The organism is Nocardioides marinquilinus, assembly GCF_039543705.1.
In the GTDB taxonomy this organism is placed as follows: domain Bacteria; phylum Actinomycetota; class Actinomycetes; order Propionibacteriales; family Nocardioidaceae; genus Nocardioides; species Nocardioides marinquilinus.
The window spans coordinates 1,037,193-1,061,985 of sequence record NZ_BAABKG010000001.1; the positions used below are offsets into that span (position 1 = coordinate 1,037,193).

Annotated in this window: 18 protein-coding genes; 11 read left to right on the forward strand and 7 right to left on the reverse strand. The window is 74.6% G+C overall.

Features of this window, described 5'->3' with window-relative positions:
* Positions 1 to 39: 39 nt before the first annotated feature.
* Both ABEA04_RS05035 and ABEA04_RS05040 read left to right on the forward strand, forming a co-directional pair.
* A complete protein-coding gene (locus ABEA04_RS05035) occupies positions 40 to 3,732 on the forward strand; it encodes an ATP-binding protein (protein ID WP_345455160.1) in 3,693 nt (1,230 codons plus the stop codon).
* A 52-nt stretch (positions 3,733 to 3,784) separates the two neighbouring features.
* Positions 3,785 to 7,735 (forward strand): S8 family serine peptidase, encoded by a 3,951-nt coding sequence (locus tag ABEA04_RS05040; protein WP_345455162.1) that lies wholly within the window; start codon positions 3,785 to 3,787, stop codon positions 7,733 to 7,735.
* A 461-nt stretch (positions 7,736 to 8,196) separates the two neighbouring features.
* On the opposite strand, the gene ABEA04_RS05045 is transcribed toward ABEA04_RS05040, so the two are convergent.
* Both ABEA04_RS05045 and ABEA04_RS05050 read right to left on the reverse strand, forming a co-directional pair.
* Entirely contained in the window at positions 8,197 to 9,216 is a 1,020-nt protein-coding gene (locus ABEA04_RS05045) for a hemolysin family protein (protein ID WP_345455164.1), read from the reverse strand.
* The gene (locus tag ABEA04_RS05050; protein WP_345455166.1) at positions 9,216 to 10,607 is read right to left on the reverse strand and encodes a hemolysin family protein; all 1,392 of its coding nucleotides are present in this window, start codon (positions 10,605 to 10,607) and stop codon (positions 9,216 to 9,218) included. Before ABEA04_RS05050 ends, ABEA04_RS05045 begins: the two co-directional genes overlap by 1 nt.
* Before the next feature lie 164 nt (positions 10,608 to 10,771).
* Between ABEA04_RS05050 and ABEA04_RS05055 the strand changes: the two genes are divergently transcribed.
* Positions 10,772 to 11,191, forward strand: coding sequence for a sigma-70 family RNA polymerase sigma factor (locus ABEA04_RS05055; RefSeq protein ID WP_345455168.1), 420 nt, complete (start codon positions 10,772 to 10,774; stop codon positions 11,189 to 11,191).
* A gap of 46 nt (positions 11,192 to 11,237) precedes the next feature.
* Here the strand turns inward: ABEA04_RS05055 and ABEA04_RS05060 are convergent, their stop codons facing one another.
* Positions 11,238 to 13,301: an MSCRAMM family protein gene (locus ABEA04_RS05060; RefSeq protein WP_345455170.1), complete on the reverse strand. Its 2,064-nt coding sequence runs from the start codon at positions 13,299 to 13,301 to the stop codon at positions 11,238 to 11,240.
* Between the two features lie 108 nt (positions 13,302 to 13,409).
* Between ABEA04_RS05060 and ABEA04_RS05065 the strand changes: the two genes are divergently transcribed.
* A complete protein-coding gene (locus tag ABEA04_RS05065; RefSeq protein ID WP_345455172.1) occupies positions 13,410 to 14,132 on the forward strand; it encodes an ANTAR domain-containing protein in 723 nt (240 codons plus the stop codon).
* Between the two features lie 7 nt (positions 14,133 to 14,139).
* Here the strand turns inward: ABEA04_RS05065 and ABEA04_RS05070 are convergent, their stop codons facing one another.
* Positions 14,140 to 14,706, reverse strand: coding sequence for a DJ-1/PfpI/YhbO family deglycase/protease (locus ABEA04_RS05070; protein ID WP_345455174.1), 567 nt, complete (start codon positions 14,704 to 14,706; stop codon positions 14,140 to 14,142).
* 123 nt (positions 14,707 to 14,829) lie between these two features.
* On the opposite strand from ABEA04_RS05070, the gene ABEA04_RS05075 reads away from it, so the two are divergent.
* From ABEA04_RS05075 to ABEA04_RS05085, 3 genes are all read left to right on the forward strand, one after another.
* Entirely contained in the window at positions 14,830 to 15,471 is a 642-nt protein-coding gene (locus ABEA04_RS05075) for a methyltransferase (RefSeq protein ID WP_345455176.1), read from the forward strand.
* A gap of 158 nt (positions 15,472 to 15,629) precedes the next feature.
* Positions 15,630 to 16,349, forward strand: a complete 720-nt coding sequence (locus ABEA04_RS05080; RefSeq protein WP_345455178.1) for a hypothetical protein — start codon at positions 15,630 to 15,632, stop codon at positions 16,347 to 16,349.
* Positions 16,350 to 16,358: 9 nt separating this feature from the next.
* Positions 16,359 to 16,760 (forward strand): PIN-like domain-containing protein, encoded by a 402-nt coding sequence (locus tag ABEA04_RS05085; RefSeq protein ID WP_345455180.1) that lies wholly within the window; start codon positions 16,359 to 16,361, stop codon positions 16,758 to 16,760.
* A 308-nt stretch (positions 16,761 to 17,068) separates the two neighbouring features.
* On the opposite strand, the gene ABEA04_RS05090 is transcribed toward ABEA04_RS05085, so the two are convergent.
* Genes ABEA04_RS05090 through ABEA04_RS05100 form a run of 3 tightly spaced genes read right to left on the reverse strand, consistent with a single transcriptional unit; the run spans position 17,069 to position 19,214 of the window.
* The gene (locus ABEA04_RS05090; RefSeq protein ID WP_345455182.1) at positions 17,069 to 17,290 is read right to left on the reverse strand and encodes a CDGSH iron-sulfur domain-containing protein; all 222 of its coding nucleotides are present in this window, start codon (positions 17,288 to 17,290) and stop codon (positions 17,069 to 17,071) included.
* Positions 17,287 to 18,276 (reverse strand): iron-containing redox enzyme family protein, encoded by a 990-nt coding sequence (locus ABEA04_RS05095; RefSeq protein WP_345455184.1) that lies wholly within the window; start codon positions 18,274 to 18,276, stop codon positions 17,287 to 17,289. Before ABEA04_RS05095 ends, ABEA04_RS05090 begins: the two co-directional genes overlap by 4 nt.
* A complete protein-coding gene (locus ABEA04_RS05100; protein WP_345455186.1) occupies positions 18,273 to 19,214 on the reverse strand; it encodes a manganese catalase family protein in 942 nt (313 codons plus the stop codon). Before ABEA04_RS05100 ends, ABEA04_RS05095 begins: the two co-directional genes overlap by 4 nt.
* 135 nt (positions 19,215 to 19,349) lie before the next feature.
* Between ABEA04_RS05100 and ABEA04_RS05105 the strand changes: the two genes are divergently transcribed.
* The 4 genes from ABEA04_RS05105 to ABEA04_RS05120 all read left to right on the forward strand — a co-directional run bounded on the left by ABEA04_RS05105 (position 19,350) and on the right by ABEA04_RS05120 (position 24,774).
* Positions 19,350 to 21,395 (forward strand): SpoIIE family protein phosphatase, encoded by a 2,046-nt coding sequence (locus tag ABEA04_RS05105; RefSeq protein ID WP_345455188.1) that lies wholly within the window; start codon positions 19,350 to 19,352, stop codon positions 21,393 to 21,395.
* A 45-nt stretch (positions 21,396 to 21,440) separates the two neighbouring features.
* A complete protein-coding gene (locus ABEA04_RS05110) occupies positions 21,441 to 21,878 on the forward strand; it encodes an SRPBCC family protein (protein ID WP_345455190.1) in 438 nt (145 codons plus the stop codon).
* 32 nt (positions 21,879 to 21,910) lie between these two features.
* Positions 21,911 to 23,491: a phytoene desaturase family protein gene (locus ABEA04_RS05115; protein WP_345455192.1), complete on the forward strand. Its 1,581-nt coding sequence runs from the start codon at positions 21,911 to 21,913 to the stop codon at positions 23,489 to 23,491.
* Positions 23,492 to 23,628: 137 nt separating this feature from the next.
* A complete protein-coding gene (locus tag ABEA04_RS05120) occupies positions 23,629 to 24,774 on the forward strand; it encodes an alcohol dehydrogenase catalytic domain-containing protein (protein ID WP_345455194.1) in 1,146 nt (381 codons plus the stop codon).
* Positions 24,775 to 24,793 lie beyond the last annotated feature (19 nt).

The window sequence follows — 24,793 nt, forward strand, 5'->3', positions numbered from 1 at the left end:
GCTCTCCGCGCGCGGCGACGACCTGCCTACGATCCGCCCGTGCCCAGCGGCCCGGCGACCTCCGACGGCCTGCGCATCGGCGTGCTCGGAGACGTCGTCGCCACGCTGGACGGCGACCCGGTCGGCCTCGGCGGCCGGCAGCGGCGCGCCGTCCTCGCGCTGCTGCTCGTCGCCCGCGGCGAGTCGGTCGCGCTCGAGCAGCTGGCCGACCGCACCTGGCGCGGCGCCCCGCCGCCCGGTGCCCTCGGCACGCTGCACGCCTACGTCTCGAAGCTGCGCGGAGCCCTGCAGCCCGACCGGGCCGCGCGCGCGGCGGGCTCGGTGATCAGGAGCAGCCGCGTCGGCTACGCCCTCGACCTCGCCGCCGACGCGGTCGACGCCTGGCACTTCGAGGCGCTCGTGGGCGCGGCGCTGGCCGCGCCCGACCCCGGCGTCCGCGCGGGCGTGCTGCGCGAGGCCCTCGGGCTGTGGCGCGGCGCCGCCTACGGCGACTACGCCGACGAGCCGTGGGCGCAGGCCGAGGCGGCCCGGCTCGGCGAGCTGCGCGACCTGGCCCGCGACGAGCTCGCCGCAGCCCGGCTCGAGCAGGGGGAGTCGGCCTCGCTGGTGCCCGAGCTCGAGGCGCTCGTGGCCGCCACCCCGCTGCGCGAGAAGCGCTGGCGGCTGCTGGTGCTCGCGCAGTACCGCGCGCACCGCCAGGGCGACGCGCTCGCCACGCTGCGCCGGGCGCGCACCGTGCTGGCCGACGAGCTCGGCGTCGACCCCGGCCCCGCGCTGCTCGCGCTCGAGGAGGAGGTGCTCAGCCAGGCGCCGACGCTGCTCGGGCAGGCGCCCGCCGCCCGGGCCGGCACCCGGACGGCGCCGCCGTCGTCCCCGGGCCCGGCCGCCGAGCCCGCGACCCGACGGCCGACCCACCCCGGCCAGCACGACCTCGTCGACCGCGACGGCGAGCTCGACGAGCTGCGCCACGCCCTCGCCGACGCCGCCGCCGGCCTCGGCCGCTGCGTCGTGGTCGAGGGACCCGCCGGCATCGGCAAGACCCGGCTGCTGGCCGAGACCCGCCGCCTCGCCGCCGACGGCGGCGCCCGGGTGCTGTTCGCCCGCGGCAGCAAGCTCGAGCGCGAGTACGGCTTCGGGGCCGTGCGCCAGCTCTTCGAGGACGTCGTCGCCGCCGACCCCGCCGTCCTCGACGGGGCCGCCGCCGCGGCCGCCCCGCTGTTCGGACGCGCCGGCGACCCCACCGGCGACCACGCCGCCGCCGTCACCCACGCGCTGTACCGCCTCGTGGTCGACCTCGCCGCGGGCGGCCCCGTGGTCGTCGCCGTCGACGACGTGCAGTGGTGCGACGCCGCCTCGCTGCGGTTCCTGGTCTACCTCGCCACCCGCCTCGAGGGGCTGCCGGTGCTGATCGCGGCCACGCTGCGCACCGGCGAGCCGCACGACGAGGCCGAGCTGCTCGACCACCTGCTGCACGACCCCGCCACCGAGCGGGTGCTGCCCGGCCCGCTGAGCCGCGGCGGCGTCGCCGACCTGGTCGCCGGCCGGCTCGGCGAGCCCGACGAGGCGTTCGTCGAGGCCTGCCACGCCACCACCTCCGGCAACCCGCTGCTGCTGCGCCAGCTGCTGCGGGCGCTGCAGAGCGAGAAGGTGAGCCCGGACGCCGCCCACGCCGACGTCGTGACCCGCATCGGCTCGCGCGCCGTCTCGAGCCTGGTGCTGATGCGGCTCGGCCTCCTGGCCGCGCCGGCCGCCGAGGTCGCGGCCGCGGTCGCCGTCCTCGGCCGCGACGCCGAGCTGCCGGTGGTGGCCGCGCTGGCCGGGACCGAGGACGGCGAGGCCGCCGACGCCGTCGCCGCGCTCGCGCGCGCCGAGATCCTGCGCGACGACTACCCGCTCGGCTTCGTGCATCCGCTGGTCGCCGACGCGGTCTACCGCGACCTCGCCCCCGGCCACCGGCAGATGCGCCACGCGCGCGCCGCCCGGGTGCTCGCCGAGGCGGGTGCGCCGCTCGAGAGCGTCGCCGCCCAGCTGCTGCAGGCCCCGCCCGGGGGCGACGCCTGGGCGGTCGCCTCGCTGCGGGCGGCCGCCACCCGGGCTCGCGAGCGGGCCGCGCCCGAGGCGGCCGTCACGCTGCTGCGGCGCGCCCTGCGCGAGCCGCCGGCCGCCGACGTCCGGCCCGCGGTGCTGCTCGAGCTCGGGCAGGCCGAGGCGATCAGCGACGCGCCGTCGTCGATCGAGCACCTGCGTGGCGCCTACGACGCCCTCGACGACCCGCGCGCCACCGTCGACCTCGCCCTCACCCTCGGCCGCATCCTGGTCTTCGTCGGCGAGCCCGGCTCGGCCACCGCCTTCGCGCACGAGGCCGGACGCCGGCTGCCCCCCGACGACCCCGACGCCCTCGACGACCGGCAGGCGCTGCTCGCCACCGAGCGGATCGCGGGCTACCTGCACGACGTCGACCCCGCGCGCTGGCGCACCACGCCGCCCGAGATCGTCGGCACCGGCCGCGGCGCCCGCATGCTCGCCGTCACCCTCGCCTGGGAGCAGGTCATCGACGGGCGCGACCGCGAGCGCGCGCTCGAGCTGGTGCGGTTCGGCACGGCCGACGGCTCGCTGCTCGAGGCCGACACCGGGCTGCTCTGGGTGATCGCCGGGCAGGTGCTCGACCTCTGCGACGGCGACGCCGCCCCGCTGTGGTCCGCCGGGCTGCGTCAGGCCGACCAGCGCGGCGACCTCTTCACGCGCCTGGGCATGCAGCTGTGGCGGGGTTGGATGCTCTCGCGCCGAGGTGACCTGCGCGAGGCCCACCACGTGCTCACCGCCGGCCACGAGATGTCGTACGCCTGGGCGTCGCAGGGCATCGCGTCGGGCTACGGCGAGGCGTTCCTGCTCGACGTCCTCACCGAGATCGGCGACCTCGGCGCCGCCCGGGCGTTCCTCGAGCGGGTGCGGCACTCCCACCGCGTGAGCGAGGGCGCCCAGCGCTTCGGCGACGCCGAGTCCCGACTGCTCCTGCTCGAGCACCGCTTCGAGGAGTCGCTGCGCTGCCTCGACGAGTCGCGCCACGTCATGGGCGGCTTCGACAACCCGGCCTGGCGGTCGTGGCGCACCCTGCGCGGCGGCGCCCTCGCCGGGCTGGGCCGGCTCGACGAGGCCCGGGCGCTCTTCGACGACGAGGTCGAGCGGGCCCGACGGTGGGGCGCGCCGCGCACGGTCGCGCAGGCCCTGCGCAAGCGGGGCACCCTCGAGACCCGCCTCGGCGGCCCCGGCGCCGTCGACGACCTGCGCGAGGCGCTCGCGCTGATCGAGAGCGGGCTCAGCCGCGGCCCCGGGAGCACCGCCCGGGTCGAGCGGGCGCGCTGCCTGGTCGCCCTGGCCGGGGTCAGCACGCCGGGGGACGCCGAGCCGATGCTGCGCGAGGCCGCCCTGCTGGCGGGCGTCTCGGGGGCCGACGGCGTCCACCGGGCCGCCGCGTGGGCCCTGACCGACCTCGGCCTCGCGGCCCCGCTGCGGCCCGAGCCGGCCACCACCCTCTCCACGACCGAGCGCGGCGTGGTCGACCGCTACCTGGCCGGCACCCCCGAGCGCGAGATCGCCGACGGCCTCGGCCTCACGCCGCGCTCGGTGCGCGCCGTCCTCGACTCGATCCGGGGGCGCCTGGGAGCCGTCACGCCCGACGAGCTGCGGGCCGCGCTCGCGGCCGGCGACCGCACCCCGGTCACCACCGGGTGAGATCGGTCCCAGTTCGCCGATTCCCGGGACGCCGGGGCCGGGGGGTGCTGAGATGCCCGCTGTGCTGACCAGTTCCGCGCGGCGCTCTCGAATCGCAGCCGCCTTCGCTCTCTCGCTCACCCTGGGCGCCACCGGGCTGGGTGGTCTCGCGACCACCGCCTCGGCCGCCCCCGACCCCGCCGCCCCGGGTGGCCTGAACGCCGGCCCGGCCGACCTGTCGCAGCCCGAGGCCGCTCAGGACGACGCCGCCGGCGACGACCTCGGCCTCCCGCCGAGCCTGCGCCAGGGCAAGCGCCCGCAGAGCTACCTGCTCGAGCTCGACGGCCGCTCCACCTCGGCCGCCTTCGCCGCCGCCCGCCGCGGCGGCAGCAAGGCCTCCGCGGCCCGCGCTGCGTCCACGCGCCTGGCCCAGATCAGGAGCGCCCAGCGCGACGTCGTCCGGGCCCTGCCGAGGAGCGCCTCGGTGCTCTACCGCACCCACGCCACCGTGCCCGGCGTCGCCGTGCGCGCGACCGTGGGCGACGCGTCCCGCCTGGCGGGCATCGCCGGCGTGAGCGCCGTCCGCCCGATCGCGCTGAAGCAGCAGACCAACGGCTACGCCGTGCCGCTGCAGGGCGCCCCGCAGGTGTGGGAGGGCCGCGGTGACCTCGGCCAGGACACCACGATCGCCATCATCGACAGCGGCATCGACTACACCCACGCCAACTTCGGCGGCCCCGGCACCCGTCAGGCCTACGAGCAGGCCTTCGGGGCCCTGGGCGCCTCGCCGAGCTTCCCGAGCGAGAAGGTCATCGGCGGCTACGACCTGGCCGGCGACGACTACGACGCCGACCCCAACAACGACACCTACAACCCGGTGCCGTCGCCCGACGACTTCCCGCTCGACTGCGACGCCAACGGTCACGGCTCCCACGTCGCCGGCTCCGCGGCCGGCCTCGGTGAGAACGCCGACGGCTCGACCTACACCGGGTCCTACGACACCGACACCCCGTTCGACCAGATGAAGATCGGCCCCGGCATGGCGCCGGCGGCCAAGCTGTACGCCTACCGCGTCTTCGGCTGCTTCGGCTCCACCGACCTCGTCGGTGCCGCCATCGAGATGGCGGTCGACCCCAACGGCGACGGCGACCCGTCCGACCACGTCGACGTCATCAACATGTCGCTCGGCTCGACCTTCGGCTCGCCCGAGGACGCCGACGCCACCGTCTCCGAGGCCGCCGTCGCGGCCGGCGTCGTGGTGACCGCCTCCTCCGGCAACTCCGGTGACGTCCGCGACGTCGGCGGCGCCCCGGGCAACGCGCCCACGCTGCTCACCGTCGCCAACACCCAGGACGCCTCCGAGGTCGTCGACGCGACCTACTTCAGCGTCGCCGGCGGCGCCCCGCAGCGCGCGGCGTCCTCCCGCGCGGTGCTCTACGACTGGGACACCCAGCCCGACCTGCAGGGTCAGGTCGTCGAGCTCACCGGCGCGAACGCTGCCGCCTGTGACCCGCTGAACTCGACCGACCAGGCCAAGGTCGACGGCAAGGTCGCGCTCGTCACCTGGACCCAGGACGCCCTCGAGTGCGGCTCGATCGCCCGCGGCGGCAACCTGGCCGCGGCCGGCGCCATCGGGTTCGTCTTCCACAACTCCGCCGACAACTTCTCGGGCGGCATCAACGGCAGCGCCGTCATCCCCGGCGTGCTGATGGCGAAGTCGCCCGCCGACGCGATCTCCGCGGCCATCAACGCCGGGCAGACCGTCGTCATCAACGGCACGCAGCCGACCGCCTTCCAGCAGGTGCTGGGGGAGAACAACGATAAGGTCAACACCGACTCCTCGCGCAACCTGCACGCCACCGACGGCCTCAAGCCCGACGTCGCGGCGGTCGGCACCACGGTCTTCTCCACCGAGGCCGGCGGCGGCACCGACGGCGTCTCGTTCTCGGGCACCTCGATGTCGGCGCCCATGGTGGCCGGCCTGTCGTCCCTCGTGGTCTCCGAGCACCCTGCCTGGACGCCCGAGCAGGTCAAGGCCGCGATCATGAACACCGCCGGCCAGGACGTCTACACCGGTGACTTCCACACCGGTGACGTCTACGGCCCGAACCGGGTCGGCGCCGGTCGCATCCAGGCCCAGCCCGCCCTCGAGACCGAGGTCGTCGCCTACAACGCCGACGCCCCGGGCACCGTGAGCGTCTCCTTCGGCCCGGTCGAGGTGAGCGGGCCGACCAGCCTGCACCGCACCGTGACGGTGCAGAACACCGGCCTGTCGACCATCACCTACAACCTCTCCTACGACCCGATCACCGAGGTGCCCGGCGTCGACGTCCTGCTCGACACCGACTCGGTGACCGTCGGGCCCCGCTCGTCGGCCACCTTCCAGGTCTCGCTGCTGGCGCCCGACCCCTCGGCCCTCACCAAGACCGTCGACCCGACGATGCCGCCGGTCGGCGTCCAGGGCTACCCGGTCGAGACCCTGGCCGAGACCAGCGGTCGCGTGCTCCTGACCCCGAGCACCCAGGCGCAGCCGCAGCTGCGGGTGCCGGTCTACGCCGCGCCGCGCCCGGCGTCGACGATGACCCAGCCCGACAGCGTCCCGATGGCTCCCGGCGTCGACGAGGCCACCCTGGCGATGAGCGGCGGCGACGTCGGCGTCGGCCAGACCAACGGCGCCAACGACGGTGACTTCACCGACGCCGTCCGCTCGATCGCGGCCGGCTTCGAGCTGACCGCCGTCAGCGGCCAGTCGCCGTTCTGCAGCCAGACGGTCACCTTCGCGTGCCTGCGGCTGCCCGAGGAGCGGGCCGCCGACATCGAGTACGTCGGCGTCACCAGCGACTACCCGCTCTACCAGAACGTCGACGACAGCCTCGCCTACTTCGCGGTCGCGGCCCACGCGCCCGTCAGCACGCCGGCGAGCAAGATCTACTACCAGATCGACCTCGACGTCGACGGCGACAAGGCTCCCGACCTGTTCCTCTACAACACCCGGCTCGGCGACGACGACACGTTCGTCTCCCAGCTGCTCGACCCGGCCGTGGGGGTCGTCGACCTCCAGCTGCTCGACGCCCGCTTCGGCGACACCGACATGGCGGCCTACGACAGCGACGTCCAGATGCTGCCGGTCAGCCTCGCCGCGCTCGCCTCCTACGGCATCGACGTCGACAACCCGCGCATCGGCTACGGCGTCGAGACCTACTCGGCCTACTCGTCGCAGCCGATCGACCTGGTGGGCGTCGACCCCGCCACGGGCGACCTGCAGCTCTCGACCGACGTCTACAGCCCGGCGATCGTCGTCGACAACGGCGGCGAGGCCCCGCTGATGCTCGACCGTGACGGCGACACGCTGAACGTCACCCGCAACGCCGCGTCGTACGCCGCCGACGGCGGACTCGGCGTGCTGATGCTGCACTTCCACAACCACGTGGGTGACAAGGCTCAGGTGGTCGACCTGTCGGCCCCCAGCGAGCTGGCGCTGAGCGCCAGCCCGACGTCGCTCGTGCGGGGCGCCACCACCAAGCTCACCGTGACCGCGAGCGGTGAGGGCGACGCCCCCACCGGTCGCGTGGTGATCCGCCGGGGCGGCAGCGTCGTCGCGCAGGGCAACCTGTCGGCCGGCCGCTTCACCGCGACGGTCAAGGTGCCGACCGTCGGCCGCACCACCTTCACCGCGAGCTACGAGGGCGCCGGCGGCTACCAGCCGTCGACGGCCACCACCGCCGTCACCGCCCGCAAGGCGCCGGCCGCAGTGTCGGTCGCGCTCAGCAAGGCGTCGGGCAAGGTCGGCAAGCCGGTCAAGGCGACGGTGACGGTCAAGACCGTCAACGGCATCAAGCCCACCGGCAAGGTGACGCTCACGGTCGGCGGCAAGAAGCAGCAGGCCGCGGTGCGCAACGGCAAGGCCGTCTTCACCGTGACCCCGCGCAAGGCCGGCAAGCTCACGATGGTCGCCACCTACCCCGGTGACGCCACGTACCTCTCCGGCAAGAGCAAGCCGGTGACCTACACCGTCACCAAGTAGTCACCCGCACCACAGCACGCGGCCACCGGCCGGGCAGGTCTCCGGACCTGCCCGGCCGGGGTCATTTCATCGTGGGGGTCGGGCTCGGACGATGGTCGAGGTGCGAGGAGCCCTGGCGACGAGCCTCGAGACCACCGGCCCTTCGACCGCAGCGCCACCACACGGACCCTGAGCTTGTCGAAGGGCCGTCCGCGGGAACGTCCGCGTGGTCCTTGCGGGGTCTCGAGGCTCGGCCGTGGCCGGCCTCGCACCTCGACCACCGTGGAGGGCGACTCCGGTGGTCGAGCAGCGAGGAACGAGCGTCGTCGAGACCACCGGCCCTCCACGGGGACGTCCGCGTGGTCCTTGCGGGGTCTCGAGGCTCGGCCGTGGCCGGCCTCGCACCTCGACCACCGTCGGGGCGCTCCACGATGGTCGAGGTGCGAGGAGCCCCGGCGACGAGCCTCGAGACCACCGGAGGGTCAGGCGGCGGTCTGGGCGCGGGGGAAGAGGTGGCCGAGGACGTCGGTGACGGTGATCAGGCCGACCAGGCGGGTGGGGTCGTCGGGGTCGTAGACGACGGCCAGCTGGCTGCTGCGCTGACGCATCTCGGTGAGCGCGGCGTAGACCTTGGTGTCGGCCGGCAGCCGCATCAGCTCGCGCAGCAGCGGGTCGAGCGGCGCGTCGAGCGGCTGCTCCAGCGTGTCGCGCACGTGCACGAGGCCGTCGTAGCCCGCCGCGTCTCCCACCAGGATGCGCAGGTGGCCCGTGCGGCGGCTCGCCTCGCGCACCTCGGCGACGGTCGAGCCGGCCGGGACGGCGGTCGGGGCCCCCGGGCGGGCGAGGTCGCCCACCGTGAGGGTCTCGAGCTCGAGGGCGCCGGAGAGCTGGCGCGAGTACGACGCGTCGAGGGCGCCGACGTTGGCCGAGTGCTCGACGAGCTGGCGCAGGTCGTCGGGGTTCTGCCCGGAGGCGACCTCGTCGACCGACTGGACGCCGACCCGGTGCAGGCACCAGTTGGCGGTCTCGTTGAGCGCGCGCAGCAGCGGCCGGGTCAGCCACATGAACCCGCGCATCGGGATGGCGAGCAGCGTCGCCGACCGCTCGGGGTGCGCGATGGCCCACGACTTGGGTGCCATCTCGCCGACCACGAGGTGCAGGAAGGTCACGACCACCAGCGCGAGCACGAAGCCCGCGACGTCGGCGGCCCAGTAGGGCGCGCCCCAGTCCTCGAACAGCGGGGTCAGCGCGTAGTGCACGGCCGGCTTGGTGATGGCGCCGAGCGCCAGCACGCAGACGGTGATGCCGAGCTGGGCGCCGGCGAGCAGCAGCGTCAGCTCGCTCGAGCTGCGCAGGGCCGCCCGCGCCGCCCGGCTGTCGGGGGCGGCGTCCTCGAGGCGGTGCTTCTTCGCGGCGATGAGGGCGAACTCGATCGCGACGAAGAACGCGCTCGCCGCGATGATGACGACGGTGGCGACGGCCACCACGATCGGGTTGTCCATCAGGACTCCTCCCCGGCGGGCTCGGGCTGGGCGGCCGGCTCGACCTGGTGCAGGGTCACGCGCAGCGACGACGGCACGTGCTGGGCCACCTCGAGCACCTCGAGGCGGGCGTGGCGGGGGGCGGGCTCCTCGTCGTGCACGAGGTCGCCGGGGTCGTCGGGCAGCCGCACCTCGACGACGTCGCCCACCTCGAGCAGCCGCCCGTGCTCGGCGATGGCGAGGCCGGCGAGGGTCTGGTAGTCGCCCTCGGGCAGGTCCTGGTCGATGAGGCGCTCGAGCTCGTCGACCGGCAGCTCGCCGGGCACGACCCAGCGGCCGTCGGCGGCGTCCTCGGCGTCGACCGGGTCGAGGGGCACCTCGTCGTCGTGCTCGTCGGTGAGCTCGCCGACGAGCTCCTCGGCGAGGTCCTCGACGGTGAGGACGCCGACGAACCCGCCGTGCTCGTCGACGACGGCGGCCAGCTCGTTGCGGGTGCGGGCCAGCTCGTCGAGCGCGTCGGGCAGCGTCATGCGGGTGGGCAGCACGAGCGGCTCGCGCATCAGCTCGTCGAGCGTGGCGCCGGGGGCGGCGTCGAGCAGGTCGACCAGCTGGACGACGCCGACGACACCGTGCTCGGCGTCGAGCACCGGGTAGCGCGAGTGGCCCGAGGCCATCAGGCGGGTGACCTCGGCCAGGTCGGTGCCGGCCGGGACGACGTCGACGCGGGTGCGCGGCACCATCGCGTGCTCGACGTCCTGGGTGGGGAAGTCGAGGATGCGGTCGAGCAGCACCGACAGCTCGGCGGGCAGGTCGCCGCTCTCGCGCGACTCGGAGACGATGTGCTCGAGGTCGCGCGGGGTGGCGGAGTGCTCGACGTCGTGCACCGGCTCGATGCGCAGGGCGCGCAGCAGCAGGTTCGACGACTGGTCGAAGACCCAGATCAACGGGCCGGTGACCTTGAGGTAGAGCAGCGTGGAGCGGGCGAGCCAGTTCGAGACCGGCTCGGGCTTGGCGATGGCCAGGTTCTTCGGGAACAGCTCGCCGAAGATCATCTGAACCACGGTCGAGAACGCCAGCGCCAGCACGGTGCCGACGGCGATGCCGACACCGGTGGGCACGCCGACGCCGCCGAGCAGGTCGCCCAGCGCGCTGCCGATCAGCGGCTCGGCCACGTAGCCGACCAGCAGGCCGGTGACGGTGATGCCGAGCTGGGCGCCCGAGAGCATGAACGAGGTGCGGCGGGTCACGCGCAGCGCCCGCTCGGCCGTGGCGTCGCCGGCCGCGGCGCGGGCCTTGAGCCGCGACCGGTCGACGGCCATGTAGGCGAACTCCTGCGCCACGAAGTAGCCGGTGGCGGCGGTGATCGCCAGCACGACCAGCAGGCCGAGGAGCAGGGTGAGGACGGCGGTCATCGGTCACCCGCCGTGCCGTCGTGCGGTGGTCGGGTGACCCGGGCTGGTCGAGGTCTCTTGCGCATCTCGCAGGCTCCAACGAGCGACATGGCTGCCTGGTTCCCGGCCGTGAGCGGGCTCTCCCTCGACCGAACGGGTGAGAAGCCCCTCCGTACCGTGGACACATGTCCACCAGCCCCCTCGCCGGCCTGCTCGACCGGGCCGCCCGACGGGACGCCGGCGCGTTCGCCGCGTTCTACGACGGCACCATCGACGAGGTCTACCTGCTGGCGCGGCTGAGCGCGGCGGCGTCCGGCGGCTGCGAGCGTGAGGCCGAGCGCATCGTGCGCGCGGCCTACTGCGCCGCCTGGGACCGGTGCGGGTCGTTCCGCGCCGCGGACGTCAGCCCCACCGCCTGGCTGATGGCGCTGGTGCGCGAGGCGGCCGCGGCGCCCTCGCCGGCGTCGTCCGTCGCGGGCACCGGCGCGCGGCCCCGTGACCGGCGCGCGTCCGGCTCCGCACGCGGGTGGTGGGCCCGGCCCGGCGGTCGTGACGGCGGCCTCGGCCGGCAGCGCCCGCGGGCCCGCGCCGCGCTGCGCGGCTGACCGGACCCGTCGCTACGTCGGCGGCGCTCGCGCGCGTCACCCCACGCTAGGGACGACCGCCCTTGGCGCCCTCGCCCGAGCGGTTCGACGAGGTGCGCAGCAGCGCGACCCCGGCGAGCAGCAGACCGAGCCCGGCGGCGGCCGGCCACCACGGCGGACCGCCGGTCGACGGCAGGGCCGGGCCGGACGATCCCGGACCCGGCGGCACGGCCGGCGTGGGAGTGGCGACGTCGGTGGGCCCGGCCGTGGGGGACGGCCCCGACGGCCCCGACGGCTCCGTGGTCGGGTCGGTGGGCGAGGGCTCCGAGGTGGGTTCGGGCGTGGGCGACGGCGTCGGTGAGGGGGCATCGGCCTCGCGCAGCCCGAAGTCGACCGTGCCGCGCACCTCGCCGGCGTCGGTGATCGTGACCGTGCGCGGCCCGCCGACCACCTCGGTGCCGTCGGGGGCGGCGGGGGTGACGACGTACTCGCCGGCGTCGAGGCCGTCGACGAAGTAGCGGCCCTCGTCGTCGGTGGTCACGGTGACCGCCGGGCCGGGGCCGTCGAGGGCGACGGTGATGTCGGGCACGGGGGCGCCGGTGGCGGCGTCGGTCACCGTTCCCCCGATCGCGCCCGGGCGGGTCAGGTCGAAGTCCGCGACCACGGCGGCCCGGGCCACGGTGACCGCGCGGTCGTCGTCCCCGCCGTAGCCCTCGGGCCGGACGATCTCGACGGTGTAGTCGCCGGCCGGCAGGCCGTCGACGGCGTAGCGGCCCTCGCCGTCGGTGACGGCCGTCAGCGCCTGGCCGCCGCCGACCGGCGTCACCCGGACCGCGACGCCGCCCAGGGGGTTGCCGCCGCCGGTGACGGTGCCGGTCACCGCGGGCAGCCGTCGCAGCCCGAAGTCGCGGCCGGTGAGCGGCTGCCCGGCCACCTCGACGTCGAGCTCGGTGCCGTCGTCCCCGGCCGCGTAGCCCGGCGGCACCGACAGAGCTACGGTGTAGCCGGCGCCGCGCGGGTTCTCGTCGAACAGGTACGAGCCGTCCGGTGCGGTGGTGGTGACCGCCGTCGAGCCGTCGGGCCGGGTGAGCGTGACGGTCGCCCCGGCCACCGGCGGGCCGTCGGGGCCCTCGCCCTCGCGCACGGTGCCGCTGATGGGCTGCGGCACGACGTCGGCGAGGGCGAAGTCGGCGCGCGAGCCGGCCGCGTCGTCCTCGCCGCGGTTGTCGACCGAGGTGTCCTGCGCCGGACCGTCGACCACGCAGTCCTCGCCGGGGGTGATCCGCACGACGTAGCCGGCCTGGGTCGCCAGCTCGCCGAAGGAGTAGGCGCCGCCGGCGTCGGGGCTCGTGGTGGCGAGCACCTCGCCCGAGGGCGCGGTGAGGGTCAACCGCGCCTCGGTGACGTCGCAGAGCGTGGCGTCGTCCGGCACGCTCACCTGGCCGCCGATCGGTCGGGCGCGGCTGACGAACCAGGTCTGGTAGACCGGGAACCCGGCACGCCGGGTGAAGACGAACGTGAGGCTGGTCAGCGGCTGGGTCGGCTCGAACCAGCCCGCGGCGCCGTCGGTGTCGACCGCGCCGGCGTTGCCCTCGAGCGTGGAGGTGTCGCCGTCCCAGGTGGGGACGTCGGTGCCGCCCGCGTAGTTGAACGTGCCGGCGAACCAGCTGCTCACCTCGGCAGCCGGCACGCGGGTGCCGTCGGCGTCGGTGGCACGCACCTGCACGCGGTCGGCGTCGACGTCGCCGAGCACGAACGCCCAGCCGGTGTCGGGGGTGGGCGCGTCGAAGGTGTAGGTGGTGGTGGAGGCGCCGGTGGGTGTGTCGGCGCGGGGGCGCAGCACGACGTACGACGCGTTGCGGCTCGACCCGTACTTGGCGCCGGGGGGCGTCTGGGTGCCGAGGAAGGTCGAGGCGCCGGAGGGCAGTTGCACGTTGCTGCGCGAGTCGCTCGCCAGCACCGCGCGCGGGAAGCCGGTCGAGGCCTGCTGCATCGTGCCGGCGTAGTCGTTGGAGCGGCCCGTGAGCGGCGTCCACCCCGCCCACGTGTCGGTGAGGGCCCGGGCGGCCGGCGCGGTGAGCAGGGCGGCGAGCAGCAGCAGGGTGAGCAGGACGGCGAGACGGCGGTGCATCGAGAACTCCCTCGGCGCCGGTTGGGGGGCCCGGCAGACGGTCAATGTAAAGCACTCATACCGACGTGGGGTGTCGTGTGTCGGGCGACGCTGGCACCATCAGGCACCGTGGAGACGGAGACGGAGACGGCGTCGAGCACGCTGCGCATGGCCGGCGCGGCTCGCGACCTGCAGGCCGCCTGGACCGCGGGGGGCATGGAGCACCTCTACTACCTGGCGGCCCGCACGGCGCTGGCCAGCGTCGACGGGGCGACCGCGGCCGGGCTGTCGCTGGTCAGGCGCAAGGAGAAGATCCGCATCCACGGCGCCACCGACCCGATCGTCGAGCGCATCGGCGCCCTGCAGGACGAGCTCGAGGAGGGTCCGTGCATCGAGGCGGTCTGGGAGCAGCCCGTCGTCCACAGTGACGACCTGCTCGACGAGCCGCGGTTCCCGGCCTGGGCGGCGGCGGTGGTCGACGAGACCGGGGTGCGCAGCGCGCTGTCGGTGCGCATCTTCACCCACGGCGGCACGCTCGGCGCGCTGTGCCTCTACAGCCGCGAGCCGCACGCCTTCGACGAGGAGGCCGTCGACTGCGCGGTCGCGCTGGCCGCCCACATCGCCGTGGCGGTGGCCGGCGCCGAGGACGTCGAGGGCCTGCGGGTCGCGCTCGACAGTCGCACCGTGATCGGCCAGGCCACCGGCATCGTCATGGAGCGCTACGGCATCAGCGCCCCGGCCGCCTTCTCGTTGCTCTCGCGCGTCGCCTCGACCGCCGAGATCAAGATCCGCCAGGTCGCCGACGAGCTGGTCGAGACCGGGCAGCTGCGCGGCGCGCCCGAGCCCGGCTGAGGCAGGGCTAGTCGCGCGAGCCGGCGAAGACCTCGGCGGCGGCCGCGACGAAGGCGTCGAGGTCGTCGGGGTCGCGGCTGGTGACGAGCGTGAAGCCGCGCTCGGCGCACACCACCGCCTCCTCGTCGACCCAGCTGCCGCCGGCGTTGCGCACGTCGGTCTGCAGCGAGGCGTACGACGTGAGCTTCTTGCCGCGCACGAGGTCGGCCTCGACGAGCAGCCACGGGGCGTGGCAGATCGCGGCCACCGGCTTGCCGGCCTCGGTGAACGACGTCACGAACGCGACGGCGTCGGCCTCGAGGCGCAGCGCGTCGGCGTTCGTGGTGCCGCCGGGCAGCACGAGGGCGTCGAAGGCGTCGGGGTCGGCGTCGGCCAGGGCGACCTCGGCGGTGAAGGTGTCGGCCTTCTCGACGTCGTTGGTGAAGGCCTGCACCGTGCCGGTCTCGGGGGCGATCAGCGTGGTGGTGGCGCCGGCGCCCTGCAGGTCCTGCCAGGGCTGCTCGAGCTCGGGCTGCTCGACGCCGGAGTTGTGCACGAGGAAGGCGATGCGGAGGCCGGTGAGGTCGTGGTCCATGCCCTTGAGCCTGACACCCGAAGGCGCTGCGCCACACGACCGAGCGGGCTAAGCCCTGGGGGTGGTCGCCTTCCCCCGGCGAGGTGGGCGGGCCGTCGTCCGCCCGCGCCTAGCGTCGAGCGGGTGACCCAGGTTCTCGAGACGCCGTTCGGCAACGGGCTCGTCGTGGCCTGGGACGAGCGCGTGCTCGAGCCGCGGCCGTGGACGGCGATGCAGTCGCGCTGGGCGGCCGAGCTGCTCGGTGACGCGCTCGACGTCGGCCGCGACGACCTGCCCGTGCTCGAGCTGTGCTCGGGCGCCGGCCACATCGGCCTGCTGGCCGTGCAGCTCACCGGACGCCGCCTCGTCGCCGTCGACGTCTCGGAGCCGGCCTGCGTGTTCATGCGCAACAACAGCCGCCGGGCGGGGCTGGCCGACCTGGTCGAGGTGCGCCAGGCGCCGATGGACGACGCGCTGGCCGACGGCGAGCGGTTCGCGCTGGTGCTCGCCGACCCGCCGTGGGTCACCAGCGACACCGTCGGCCGGTTCCCGGACGACCCGCTGCTCGCCATCGACGGCGGCGACGACGGCCTCGCCGTCGCCCGCCTGTGCGTCGAGGTGGCCGGTCGGCACGTGGTGCCGGGCGGCAGCCTGCTGCTGCAGCTCGGCGACGCCGCGCAGGCCGAGGCGCTGTCGGCCGAGGCGGGGGACCGGTGGCGGCCCGAGGGCCACCGCTGCGGAGAGGGCGGCGTCGTCCTGCGGCTTGTGCGGTCCGAGCAGCCTTGACCAAGACCGGGCCCCTGCGCTGAGTGATGCTAGAGACTGTCGCGACGCCTTATGTCGTGGCGGTCCTCCTGCCTTTTGTTCCCCATGAGCGCAGGTGTGGCGGCGCCCGTGCGTGTGGTGCGCCATGATTGGCTTGAGCCGGAGCCAGGGAGGTGAAGATGACGGTTGTCGAACTGGAAGCGGCTGTCGACAAGTTCGGCGCCCCCCTTTACACGCAAGCAGAGGCCGCTAGATTCTTGGCGCTGTCTGAGACGACCTTCCGAAATTGGGCGCGCGGGTATCACGCCGTCGTGCAAGGCCGAGAGGTCCATGGGGCCGCAATTCTGAGCACTGTGCGGAGGCTGAGTCAGCGTGGACCCAACATCCCGTTCATTGGGCTGGCTGAGGGCTATGCGCTCAGCGCCATTCGAAGGACTGGCGTTCCGATGCAGCGCATCAGACCAGCCCTCGAGCGGTTGAACCAAGACTTCGGACTGGCTCACGCCCTGGCGTCGAAGAAGCTCTACACGGATGGTGCGGAGGTCTTGTTCGACTACGGAGAGGAGGCCGGCGGAGATGAGCGCGAGGCCGTCCGAGACCTGGTGGTCGTCCGGCACGGCCAGCACGTCTTCAATGAGGTCGTTCAGGACTACCTCAAGCAAATTCAGTTTGGATCGGATGGGTTCGCGACAGCTATCCCGCTCCCTGGGTTCCGCAAAGCCGACTTGGTGGCTGACGTAGGCCGGTCCTTCGGTCAGCCAATCTTTAGACGGGCGGGTGTTCGTCTGGAAGATGCGATCTCGCTGTTCAAAGCCGAGCGTGATATCGACGTAGTGTCCGAGGAGTACGGAATCCCGCGGGCCGAGCTCGAAGACGCCCTTGCCGTCCTAGTGCACTGAACCCAGATCGTGACCGGGCCGACATTCTTCGTAGATCGCAGCCTGGGACGCATTCGATTGCCCCGACTGCTCCGCGCCGACGGATGGAACCTCGTCACGATGGCGGAGCATTACGGCGAGCAGTCAGGACAAGCCGTGACCGACCGCGATTGGCTTGAGTTGGCTGGTAGCAACGGCTGGCCGGTGCTAGCGAAGGACGAGCGGATCCGCTACCGACCAGAGGAACGCGCCGCGATCATTGCCTTCGGCGTCCGAGCCTTCTATCTGACCTCGGGAAACCTCACTGCCGAGCAGATGGCCGAGGCGTACATCGCCAGTCGGTCGACCATCTGGACTAGCGCCGCGATGGATGGTCCGGGTCTCTTCGCCGTCACCAGGACGTCGATCCGTCAGATTGAACTTGCCGACTGACCTTGTCGGCGGCGCGCCTAAGACGCGGCAGAAGAAAGGGTTCTATGAGCCCACTGGCGGGTCGTGTGAACGTGACGTCTTTCGTGGCCTTGTTGGGGCGAACGCTGCGCAACACGGTCACTCGTACGGCTTGAGGTGAAGTCCGAGGCCGCGCGGCCCGTGCACTGCAGCCATCGGTGGCCAGTGTCAGGTCACCATCCGCGACGGCGCCATTCTTGGCAAGGTGTACGGCTGCGAACCGTGCGCTGCTCGAAGGCGTCGAGTCACTCCACCGACGCAACACCTCGCGTTGAGTCCCGCCCCGGCCGCTAGTCCGGCCGCCGCTCCTTCGGGAGCAGCTTGTGCGTGCCGTCGCACCACGGCGCCCGCGAGGTGGCGCCGCAGCGGCAGATGGCCGAGACCGGCCGCGTCGTGCGGTGCGTGGCGCCGTCCTGGGTCTGGACGACGGCCTCGCCCCGCACCAGCATCGGCCCGCCGGGGCAGAGCACGATGGTGGGGCGCTCGCTCCGCTCACTGCGCTCGATGCTCACGCCGCCCCCCACGCGGCCAGGGTCGCCCGCGCGGTGCGGGTCTCGAGGTCGAGACAGACCCAGGCACCGAAGAGCACCTCGTCCAGCTGCTCGGGCTCGGCCGCCACGACCGCGGCGCAGATGTCGCGCAGCACGACCTGCTCGTGCACCGCGTCGGCCTCGACGTGCTCGTCGTAGTAGGCGCACATCTCGGGCGGGAAGCCGAGCCGGGCCAGGCCCTGCGACAGCTGCCTGGACGGCACCGAGCTGGTGGCCTCGAAGGCGGCGAAGTGGCCGATGGCCGCGCCGCGCAGCCGCCGGTGCAGCCCGAACATCGTCAGGGCGTTGTTCTGCTCCAGCACCTCGGTCGACGCCTCGTCGACGTGGCGGCCGTAGCCGGCGTCGATGCCGCTGGCGCGCAGCCCGTCCTCGAAGAGCCGGTGGTGCATCCGGGCGGGGTCGCCGTTGCCGTACTCGTCGAACTGCACCTCGAGCATGGCCGCCTTGGGGCCGCTCTCGAGCCGCGGGATCACCCACGTCGTCGGGTCGGCCTCCTTGAGGTGGTAGAGCGAGCGCTGCCGCAGCAGCGACTCGGCCTGCTCACGGGTGGCGTGGCGCTGCACGTGGCGGGCCAGCGACGGCCCGTCCTCGGCGGCGACGAGCTCGGCGAGCAGGGTCGGGACGTCGTGACCGCCCGCGGCACCGGCCTCGGGCACGGTGGCGCCGGAAGCCAGCCACCGTGCCCGCAGGTCGTTCTCGAGGTCGGTCTCCAGGCGGTGGCGCAGGGGCGCCAGCCGGGGCGACCACTCCCACCGCTCGTCGACGCCCTCGAAGCCGCGGTAGTGCAGCTCGTGCAGCACGAAGAGCGCGAGCGCGTCGTCCTCGGGGTCGCGCTCGGGACCGGACTCGTCGTCGACGACGTCGCGGGCGACGTCCTCGGCCCCGAGGAGGCTCTCGAGGAGCCGCTTGCTGACCGCGCCGCGCGGCGCCGGGAGCGGTGCCCTCACGACCCGGTCTCGTCGGCGTCGCGCAGCTCGACCTCGGCGGTCGCCTGGATCAGCGCCAGCAGCTCGGGGTCGAGGCCGGGGCTGAACTCCTCGCGGCGCTCGGGCGCGATGCCGGCCGGGTGCCCCTCGGGCATGACCTCGGTCGTGAGCTCGGTGCCGTCGTTGGACGGCGACGCGCCCCGGTAGAGCTTGGCGGCCTGGCTCGTGTTGCCCGCGTCGAAGGTGTACTGCACGCTCTGCAGACCGAGGTCGACCAGGCGCTTGACCTCGGGGAACTGCTCCGCGTTGGTCTTCGGGATCGGCAGCAGCTTGCCCCAGTCGACGCCGAGCGACTCGAGCGCCTTGGCGTAGGCGTTCTCGTGTGCCTGGTCGCGAACGATCAGGTAGGCCACCGTCGAGCGGGCCGCCTTGTTGTCGGTCATCTCGTAGATGCGGCACTTCTGCAGCCGACCGGTCGACTCGAGCATGAGGTTGTAAAGCAGGTCGAGCGGCAGGTTGCCGCTGTTGTAGACGTAGGAGCCCGACCACGGGTTGCCCACCGAGTCGACCGGCAGGGCGCCCTGGGCGCCCACCAGGTAGTGGTGGATGTTGCCGGTGTCGAGGGCGATCTTCAGCGGCGTCGCGCCGCCCTTGCCGGGCTCGTCGATCGGGTCGTCGGCCTTGCCGTTGTAGCGGGGCGAGCCGTCGAGCAGCCGCGCGATCGTGGTGCCGATCAGCTCGACGTGGCTGATCTCCTCGGTGCCGACCCCCTGCAGCAGGTCGCGGTAGGGCTTGGACGACGGGTCGCCGCGGAAGTTCATGGCCTGGAACAGGTACTGCATCATCGTGCGCATCTCGCCGAACTGCCCGCTCAGGCCCTCCTGCAGGGCGTTGGCGGCGGCCGGGTCGGGCTCGTCGACGACGATCTCGTTGATCAGCTGGTCGGTGTGGAGGTACATGCGTCCCGGTCCCCCGTGCGGCGCTGCGCGAACGGGTGAACCGGGGGCCCGCCCGGGTGACTGAGGCGCGATGTCGGGGTGCGTGCGCGGCGAGGCCGACCCGCCTCACCCCGCGGGGGCGGCTAGCGTCGAGGGATGGCGCAGCGACGGGACGACCTGGGCCGACCCGAGGCCGTGGCCGCCGCCTTCAGCGACTCGGGCGCGCTGAGCCTGGTGCTCGAGGGTCCCGACCTCGTCGTCGCCGCCGCCAGCCCGGCCCTCGTCGACCTCGTGGGCGGCGGGCGCCCGCTGGTGGGCCGCGCCTACCGCGACACGCTGGCCGACGTCCTCGGGCCCGAGTCGACCGACCTCCTCGGCGAGGTGATGCGCACCGGGACGACCCGCACCCTGCGGCACCACCCCGCCGAGCACCCCGGCGAGCACGGCGACGAGCACCCCGGCGAGCACCCCGGCGAGCACCCCGGCGAGCACGGCGACGACGCGGGCGCCGCCCGACGCCGCTCGGTCACCCTGGTCCTCTCGCCGTGGCTGCACGACGACGGGCGCGTCCGCGGCGTCGTCGCGCACGGCCTCGACGTCACCCTCGAGGTGCGGGAGCGTCGACGGGCCGAGGTCGAGTCGAGCGCCGCGCGCCACGACGAGGACGCCGGCGAGCTGGTGCGCCTGCTGCAGGACAGCCTGCTGCCACCCGCGCTGCCGGTGGTGCCCGGCCTGCAGAGCGCCGCGCGTTACGTCGTCGGCCATGACGACCTCTCCGCCGCCGGCGGCGACTGGGTCGACGAGGTGCTGCTGCCCGACCACCGCGTGGCGCTGGTGGTCGGCGACGTGGTGGGTCACGGCGTCGCCGCCTCGGCCCTGATGGGCCAGCTGCGGGCGGTGCTGGCCGAGCGCCTGCACGCGGACGACGGCCTGGGCCCCGCGGTGGCGGCCCTCGACCGCTTCGCCCGTCGGCTGCCGCAGGCGCACGCCGCCACCGTGGTCGTGGTGGTGCTCGACCCGGTCACCGGCGACCTCGAGTACTGCACCGCGGGCCACCCGCCGCCGCTGGTGCTCGGCGACGAGGGTCCCAGGTTCCTGCAGCCGAGCGGCGCCGCGCCCCTCGCGAGCGGTGGCGGGTTCGCCGTCCGGCGCGACCACCTCGACGACGGCGAGCTGCTGCTGCTCTACAGCGACGGCATCCTCGAGCGGCCCGGGGTGGCGCCCACCCGCGCGACGGTCGAGCTCGCCGAGACCGCGTCCCGCGTGATGGCCGCCCCTCCCGCCGCCGCGGTGCCCGTCGCCGACCGCGTGGGCGAGCGCACCATCGAGCTGCTGGTGGGGCGCACCGGGTTCGTCGACGACATCGCGCTCGTCGCCACGCAGCGGGTCCCGGTGCTCGCGCCCTTCGAGCTCGTCGTCCCGGCCGAGCCCCCGGCCTCGCGTGAGGTGCGTCGCGGGCTGCGCGGGTGGCTCGAGCCGCTGGCCGTGCGCGCCATGGACGACCTCGCGCTGCAGCACGCGGTGGGGGAGTGCGTCGCCAATGGCGTCGAGCACGCCTACCGCGGCCGCCCCGACGGACCCGGTGACCTGCACGTGCGCGCCCGGCTGCGCCCCGACGGCGTCGTCGAGGTCGACGTGACCGACCGCGGGGTCTGGCGCGAGCCGGTCGACCGCCCGCACCACGCGCTCGACGACCACGAGCACGGCGCGCGCGGCCTGGCCATGGCCACCCAGCTGGTCGACCGGGTCGCGCTGCACACCGGCCCCGGCGGGACGACGGTGCGGCTCGAGCTGGCCGTCGCCCGCGAGGTCGTGCTGCTCGAGGGCGCGACGCCGGTCGACCCCGCCGACCTGCCCACCGCGGCGTCCGACGAGCTGACGACGGTGGTCGAGGGGCCGCGGCTCACGGCCTCGGGGGCCCTCGACCTGGCCGGCTCCGACGACCTGCGCATCGGCCTGATGCGGCTGGTGGCCGGCCGCCACCGCCGGGTGGTGGCCGACCTCAGCGGCCTCACGCTGCTCGCCAGCGCCGGCGTCCAGGTGCTCTTCGACGCGCGGCAGCGAGCCGCCGACCAGGGCATCGAGCTGCACGTCGTGGCCGCGCCCGGCACGGTCGCCCAGCACGTGCTCGACCTGGTGCAGCTGCCCCACGAGGCGCCCGAGACCGGTGGGCCGACCCTCGCCGACCTGCCGCCGATCTGAGCGCACCACGACGGGTCGCGCGCGGAGGAGGGGGTACCGGCGCGCATGAGCACCCGTCACCGTGACATCGACGCCGATCCCACCCGGGTGTGGGCAGTGCTGGCCGACGGCTGGCTCTACGCTCTGTGGGTGGTCGGAGCCTCCCGGATGCGTGAGGTCGACGCCGACTGGCCGGGCGTCGGCGCCCGGCTGCACCACTCCGCCGGGGCCTGGCCGCTGCTGGTCGACGACACCACCTCGGTGCTGGAGTCCCGCGAGCACGAGCGGCTGCGGCTGCGGGCCCGCGGCTGGCCCGCCGGCGAGGCCGAGGTGCTCATCGAGCTGCAGCCGCGGGCGGGCGGCACGACCCGCGTCGTCCTGCACGAGGACGCCGTCGCCGGCCCCGGCCGCCTGGTGCCCAAGCCGCTGCGCGACGTGCAGCTGGCCGTGCGCAACGACGAGAGCCTGAAGCGGCTGGCCCTGATCGTGGAGAACCGGCGCTGAGCGCCCGCGAGCGGGGCGGCCACGACGCCGTCGTGGTCGGCGCCGGGCCCAACGGATTGGTCGCCGCGAACCGGCTGGCCGACGCCGGCTGGTCGGTGCTCGTGCTTGAGGAGCAGGACGACGTCGGCGGCGCCGTGCGCAGCGACCGCGGCCACGACCCCGACTTCGTGCACGACACCTTCAGCGCCTTCTACCCGCTCGCCGTCGCCTCGGCCGCCCTGCGCGGCCTCGACCTCGAGCGCCACGGCCTGGTGTGGGAGCACGCGCCGGCGGTGCTCGGCCACCCGCGGCCCGACGCGCCGTGGGCGATCCTGCACCGCGACCGCGACGTCACCGCGGCGCTGTTCGAGCAGCAGCACGCCGGCGACGGCGAGGCGTGGCACGAGCTGTGCCGCACCTGGGACGTGATCGGCCCGGCGCTGATCGATGCCGTCACCGGTCCGTACCCGCCGCTGCGGGCGGGAGCCTCGATGCTCGCGCGGCTGCCCCGCGTCGGTGGCCTCGACCTGGTGCGCGACCTGCTGATGCCGGTGGCCACGCTCGGCCGCGACCGTTTCGGCGGGCCGGGCCCCGGGCTGCTGCTCGCCGGCAACGCCGGCCACGCCGACCTGCCGATCGAGGGCGCCGGGTCGGGCGTCTTCGGGCTGCTGCTGACGATGCTCGGCCAGACCGTCGGCTACCCGGTGCCGCGCGGCGGGGCCGGCGAGCTGAGCCGCGCGCTGCGGCGCCGGCTCGAGGCTGCCGGCGGCGAGGTCGCCACCGGCACCGCCGTGCGGCGCGTCGTGGTCGAGGGCGGCCGGGCGGTCGGCGTCGTCACCGCCGACGGCACGCGCCTCGGCGCCCGCCGCGCCGTGCTGGCCGCGGTCGCGGCCCCGCACCTGTTCGGCGGCCTGGTCGACGAGGTCGACCTGCCGTCGTCCGTGGTGCGCGGCATGCGCCGCTTCGACCCCGGCCCCGGCACCGTCAAGGTCGACTGGGCGCTCGACGGACCGGTGCCGTGGGCGGTGCCGCCGCCCCACGCGCCGGGCACCGTGCACGTGGCCGACTCCGTGGCCGACCTCACCGTCTCGCTCGCCGAGGTCGAGGTGGGGCTGGTGCCGCGCCACCCGTTCCTGCTGGCCGGGCAGATGACGACGTCCGACCCCACCCGCTCGCCCGCCGGCACCGAGTCGCTGTGGGCCTACACCCACGTGCCGCAGCCCGACCGGCTGGTCGGCGACGCCGCCGCCGACGACGACCCGGCCGGCGGCGTCGTCCGCGGGGTGTGGGACGCCGACGACCTCGAGCGGTTCGGCGACCGCATTCAGGCGCGGCTCGAGCGGCTCGCGCCCGGGTTCGGCTCCCGCGTGCGGTCGCGGCGGGTGCTCGGCCCGCACGAGCTCGAGGCACGCAACGCCAACCTGATCGGCGGCGCCCTCAACGGCGGCACCGCCCAGCTGCACCAGCAGCTGCTGTTCCGCCCGGTGCCGGCGCTGCTCGGCCGGGCGGGCACCGGCGTCCGAGGGCTCTTCCTGGCGTCGGCCTCGGCGCACCCCGGCGGCGGCGTCCACGGCTCGGCGGGGGCCAACGCCGCGCGGGCCGCGCTGTGGCACGCCCGCCTGCGCCGCCGCTGACTCAGCCGCCGACCACCCGCCGACCACCCGCCGATCAGCCGCCGACCACCCGCCGACCACCCGAACGGGCGCGCCGGACGTCGCGGCGAGGGGTACCGGACGATATGAGAGCTGTCACCTGGCAAGGCCGCGAAGACATGCAGGTCACCGACGTGCCCGACCCCCGCATCGAGCAACCGACCGACGTGGTCGTGCGGATCACCTCGACCGGGCTCTGCGGCTCCGACCTCCACCTCTACGACCCGCTCACCCCCTTCATGACCCCCGGCGACGTCGTCGGCCACGAGCCGATGGGCGTCGTCGAGGACGTCGGCGCCGACGTGCGGACGCTGAAGCGCGGCGACCGCGTCGTCGTCCCGTTCAACGTCGCGTGCGGCACCTGCTGGATGTGCGGCCAGGGGCTGCAGAGCCAGTGCGAGACCACCCAGAACCGCGACCAGGGCACCGGTGCGTCGCTGTTCGGCTACAGCAAGCTCTACGGCCAGGTGCCCGGCGGGCAGGCCGAGGCGCTGCGGGTGCCGTTCGGAGACACCCTGCCGATCAAGGTGCCCGACGGCCCGCCCGACGAGCGCTTCCTCTACCTCTCCGACGTGCTGCCCACCGCCTGGCAGGCCGTGCAGTACGCCGACGTGCCCGACGGCGGGTCGCTGCTGGTCCTCGGCGCCGGCCCGATCGGCGACATGGCCAGCCGCATCGCGCTGCGCCGTGGCCTGCAGGTGATCGTCGTCGACCCTGTGGCCGAGCGGCTGGCGCGGGTCGCCGCCCGCGGCGCCACGACCCTCGACCTCGACATCGAGGACGTCGCCGCCACCGTGCGCGAGCTGACCGGCGGTCGCGGCACCGACGCCGCGATCGACGCCGTCGGCCTCGAGGCGCACGGCTCGCGGTTCGCCGAGATGACGCAGAAGGCGATGCGGCTGATGCCGAAGGCGGTGCAGGCCGTCGTGCAGCAGAAGGCCGGCGTCGACCGGCTCTACGCCCTCGAGCTGGCCATCGACGCCGTCCGCCGCGGCGGCACCGTGTCGGTCTCGGGCGTCTACGGCGGCGCCGCCGACCCCATGAACCTCTTCCAGATCTTCGACAAGCAGCTGACGCTGCGCATGGGCCAGGCCAACGTGCGGCGCTGGAGCGACGAGATCCTCGCGCTGCTCGACCAGGACGACGACGTGTTCGGCGTCGAGGACTTCGCCACCCACCGACTGCCGCTCGAGCAGGCGCCCGAGGCCTACCGCGCCTTCCGCGACAAGGAGGACGGCATGGTCAAGACGGTCTTCCGGCCCTAGCCCGGACGTCGTCTGACCG

Excerpts from the sequence above, each read along its gene's own strand:
- ABEA04_RS05040 (WP_345455162.1), top strand. The coding sequence starts at position 3,785 with ATGCCCGCTGTGCTGACCAGTTCCGCGCGGCGCTCTCGAATCGCAGCC.
- ABEA04_RS05045 (WP_345455164.1), bottom strand. The coding sequence starts at position 9,216 with ATGGACAACCCGATCGTGGTGGCCGTCGCCACCGTCGTCATCATCGCG.
- ABEA04_RS05050 (WP_345455166.1), bottom strand. The coding sequence starts at position 10,607 with ATGACCGCCGTCCTCACCCTGCTCCTCGGCCTGCTGGTCGTGCTGGCG.
- ABEA04_RS05055 (WP_345455168.1), top strand. The coding sequence starts at position 10,772 with ATGTCCACCAGCCCCCTCGCCGGCCTGCTCGACCGGGCCGCCCGACGG.
- ABEA04_RS05060 (WP_345455170.1), bottom strand. The coding sequence starts at position 13,301 with ATGCACCGCCGTCTCGCCGTCCTGCTCACCCTGCTGCTGCTCGCCGCC.
- ABEA04_RS05070 (WP_345455174.1), bottom strand. The coding sequence starts at position 14,706 with ATGGACCACGACCTCACCGGCCTCCGCATCGCCTTCCTCGTGCACAAC.
- ABEA04_RS05080 (WP_345455178.1), top strand. The coding sequence starts at position 15,630 with ATGACGGTTGTCGAACTGGAAGCGGCTGTCGACAAGTTCGGCGCCCCC.
- ABEA04_RS05100 (WP_345455186.1), bottom strand. The coding sequence starts at position 19,214 with ATGTACCTCCACACCGACCAGCTGATCAACGAGATCGTCGTCGACGAG.
- ABEA04_RS05105 (WP_345455188.1), top strand. The coding sequence starts at position 19,350 with ATGGCGCAGCGACGGGACGACCTGGGCCGACCCGAGGCCGTGGCCGCC.
- ABEA04_RS05110 (WP_345455190.1), top strand. The coding sequence starts at position 21,441 with ATGAGCACCCGTCACCGTGACATCGACGCCGATCCCACCCGGGTGTGG.
- ABEA04_RS05120 (WP_345455194.1), top strand. The coding sequence starts at position 23,629 with ATGCAGGTCACCGACGTGCCCGACCCCCGCATCGAGCAACCGACCGAC.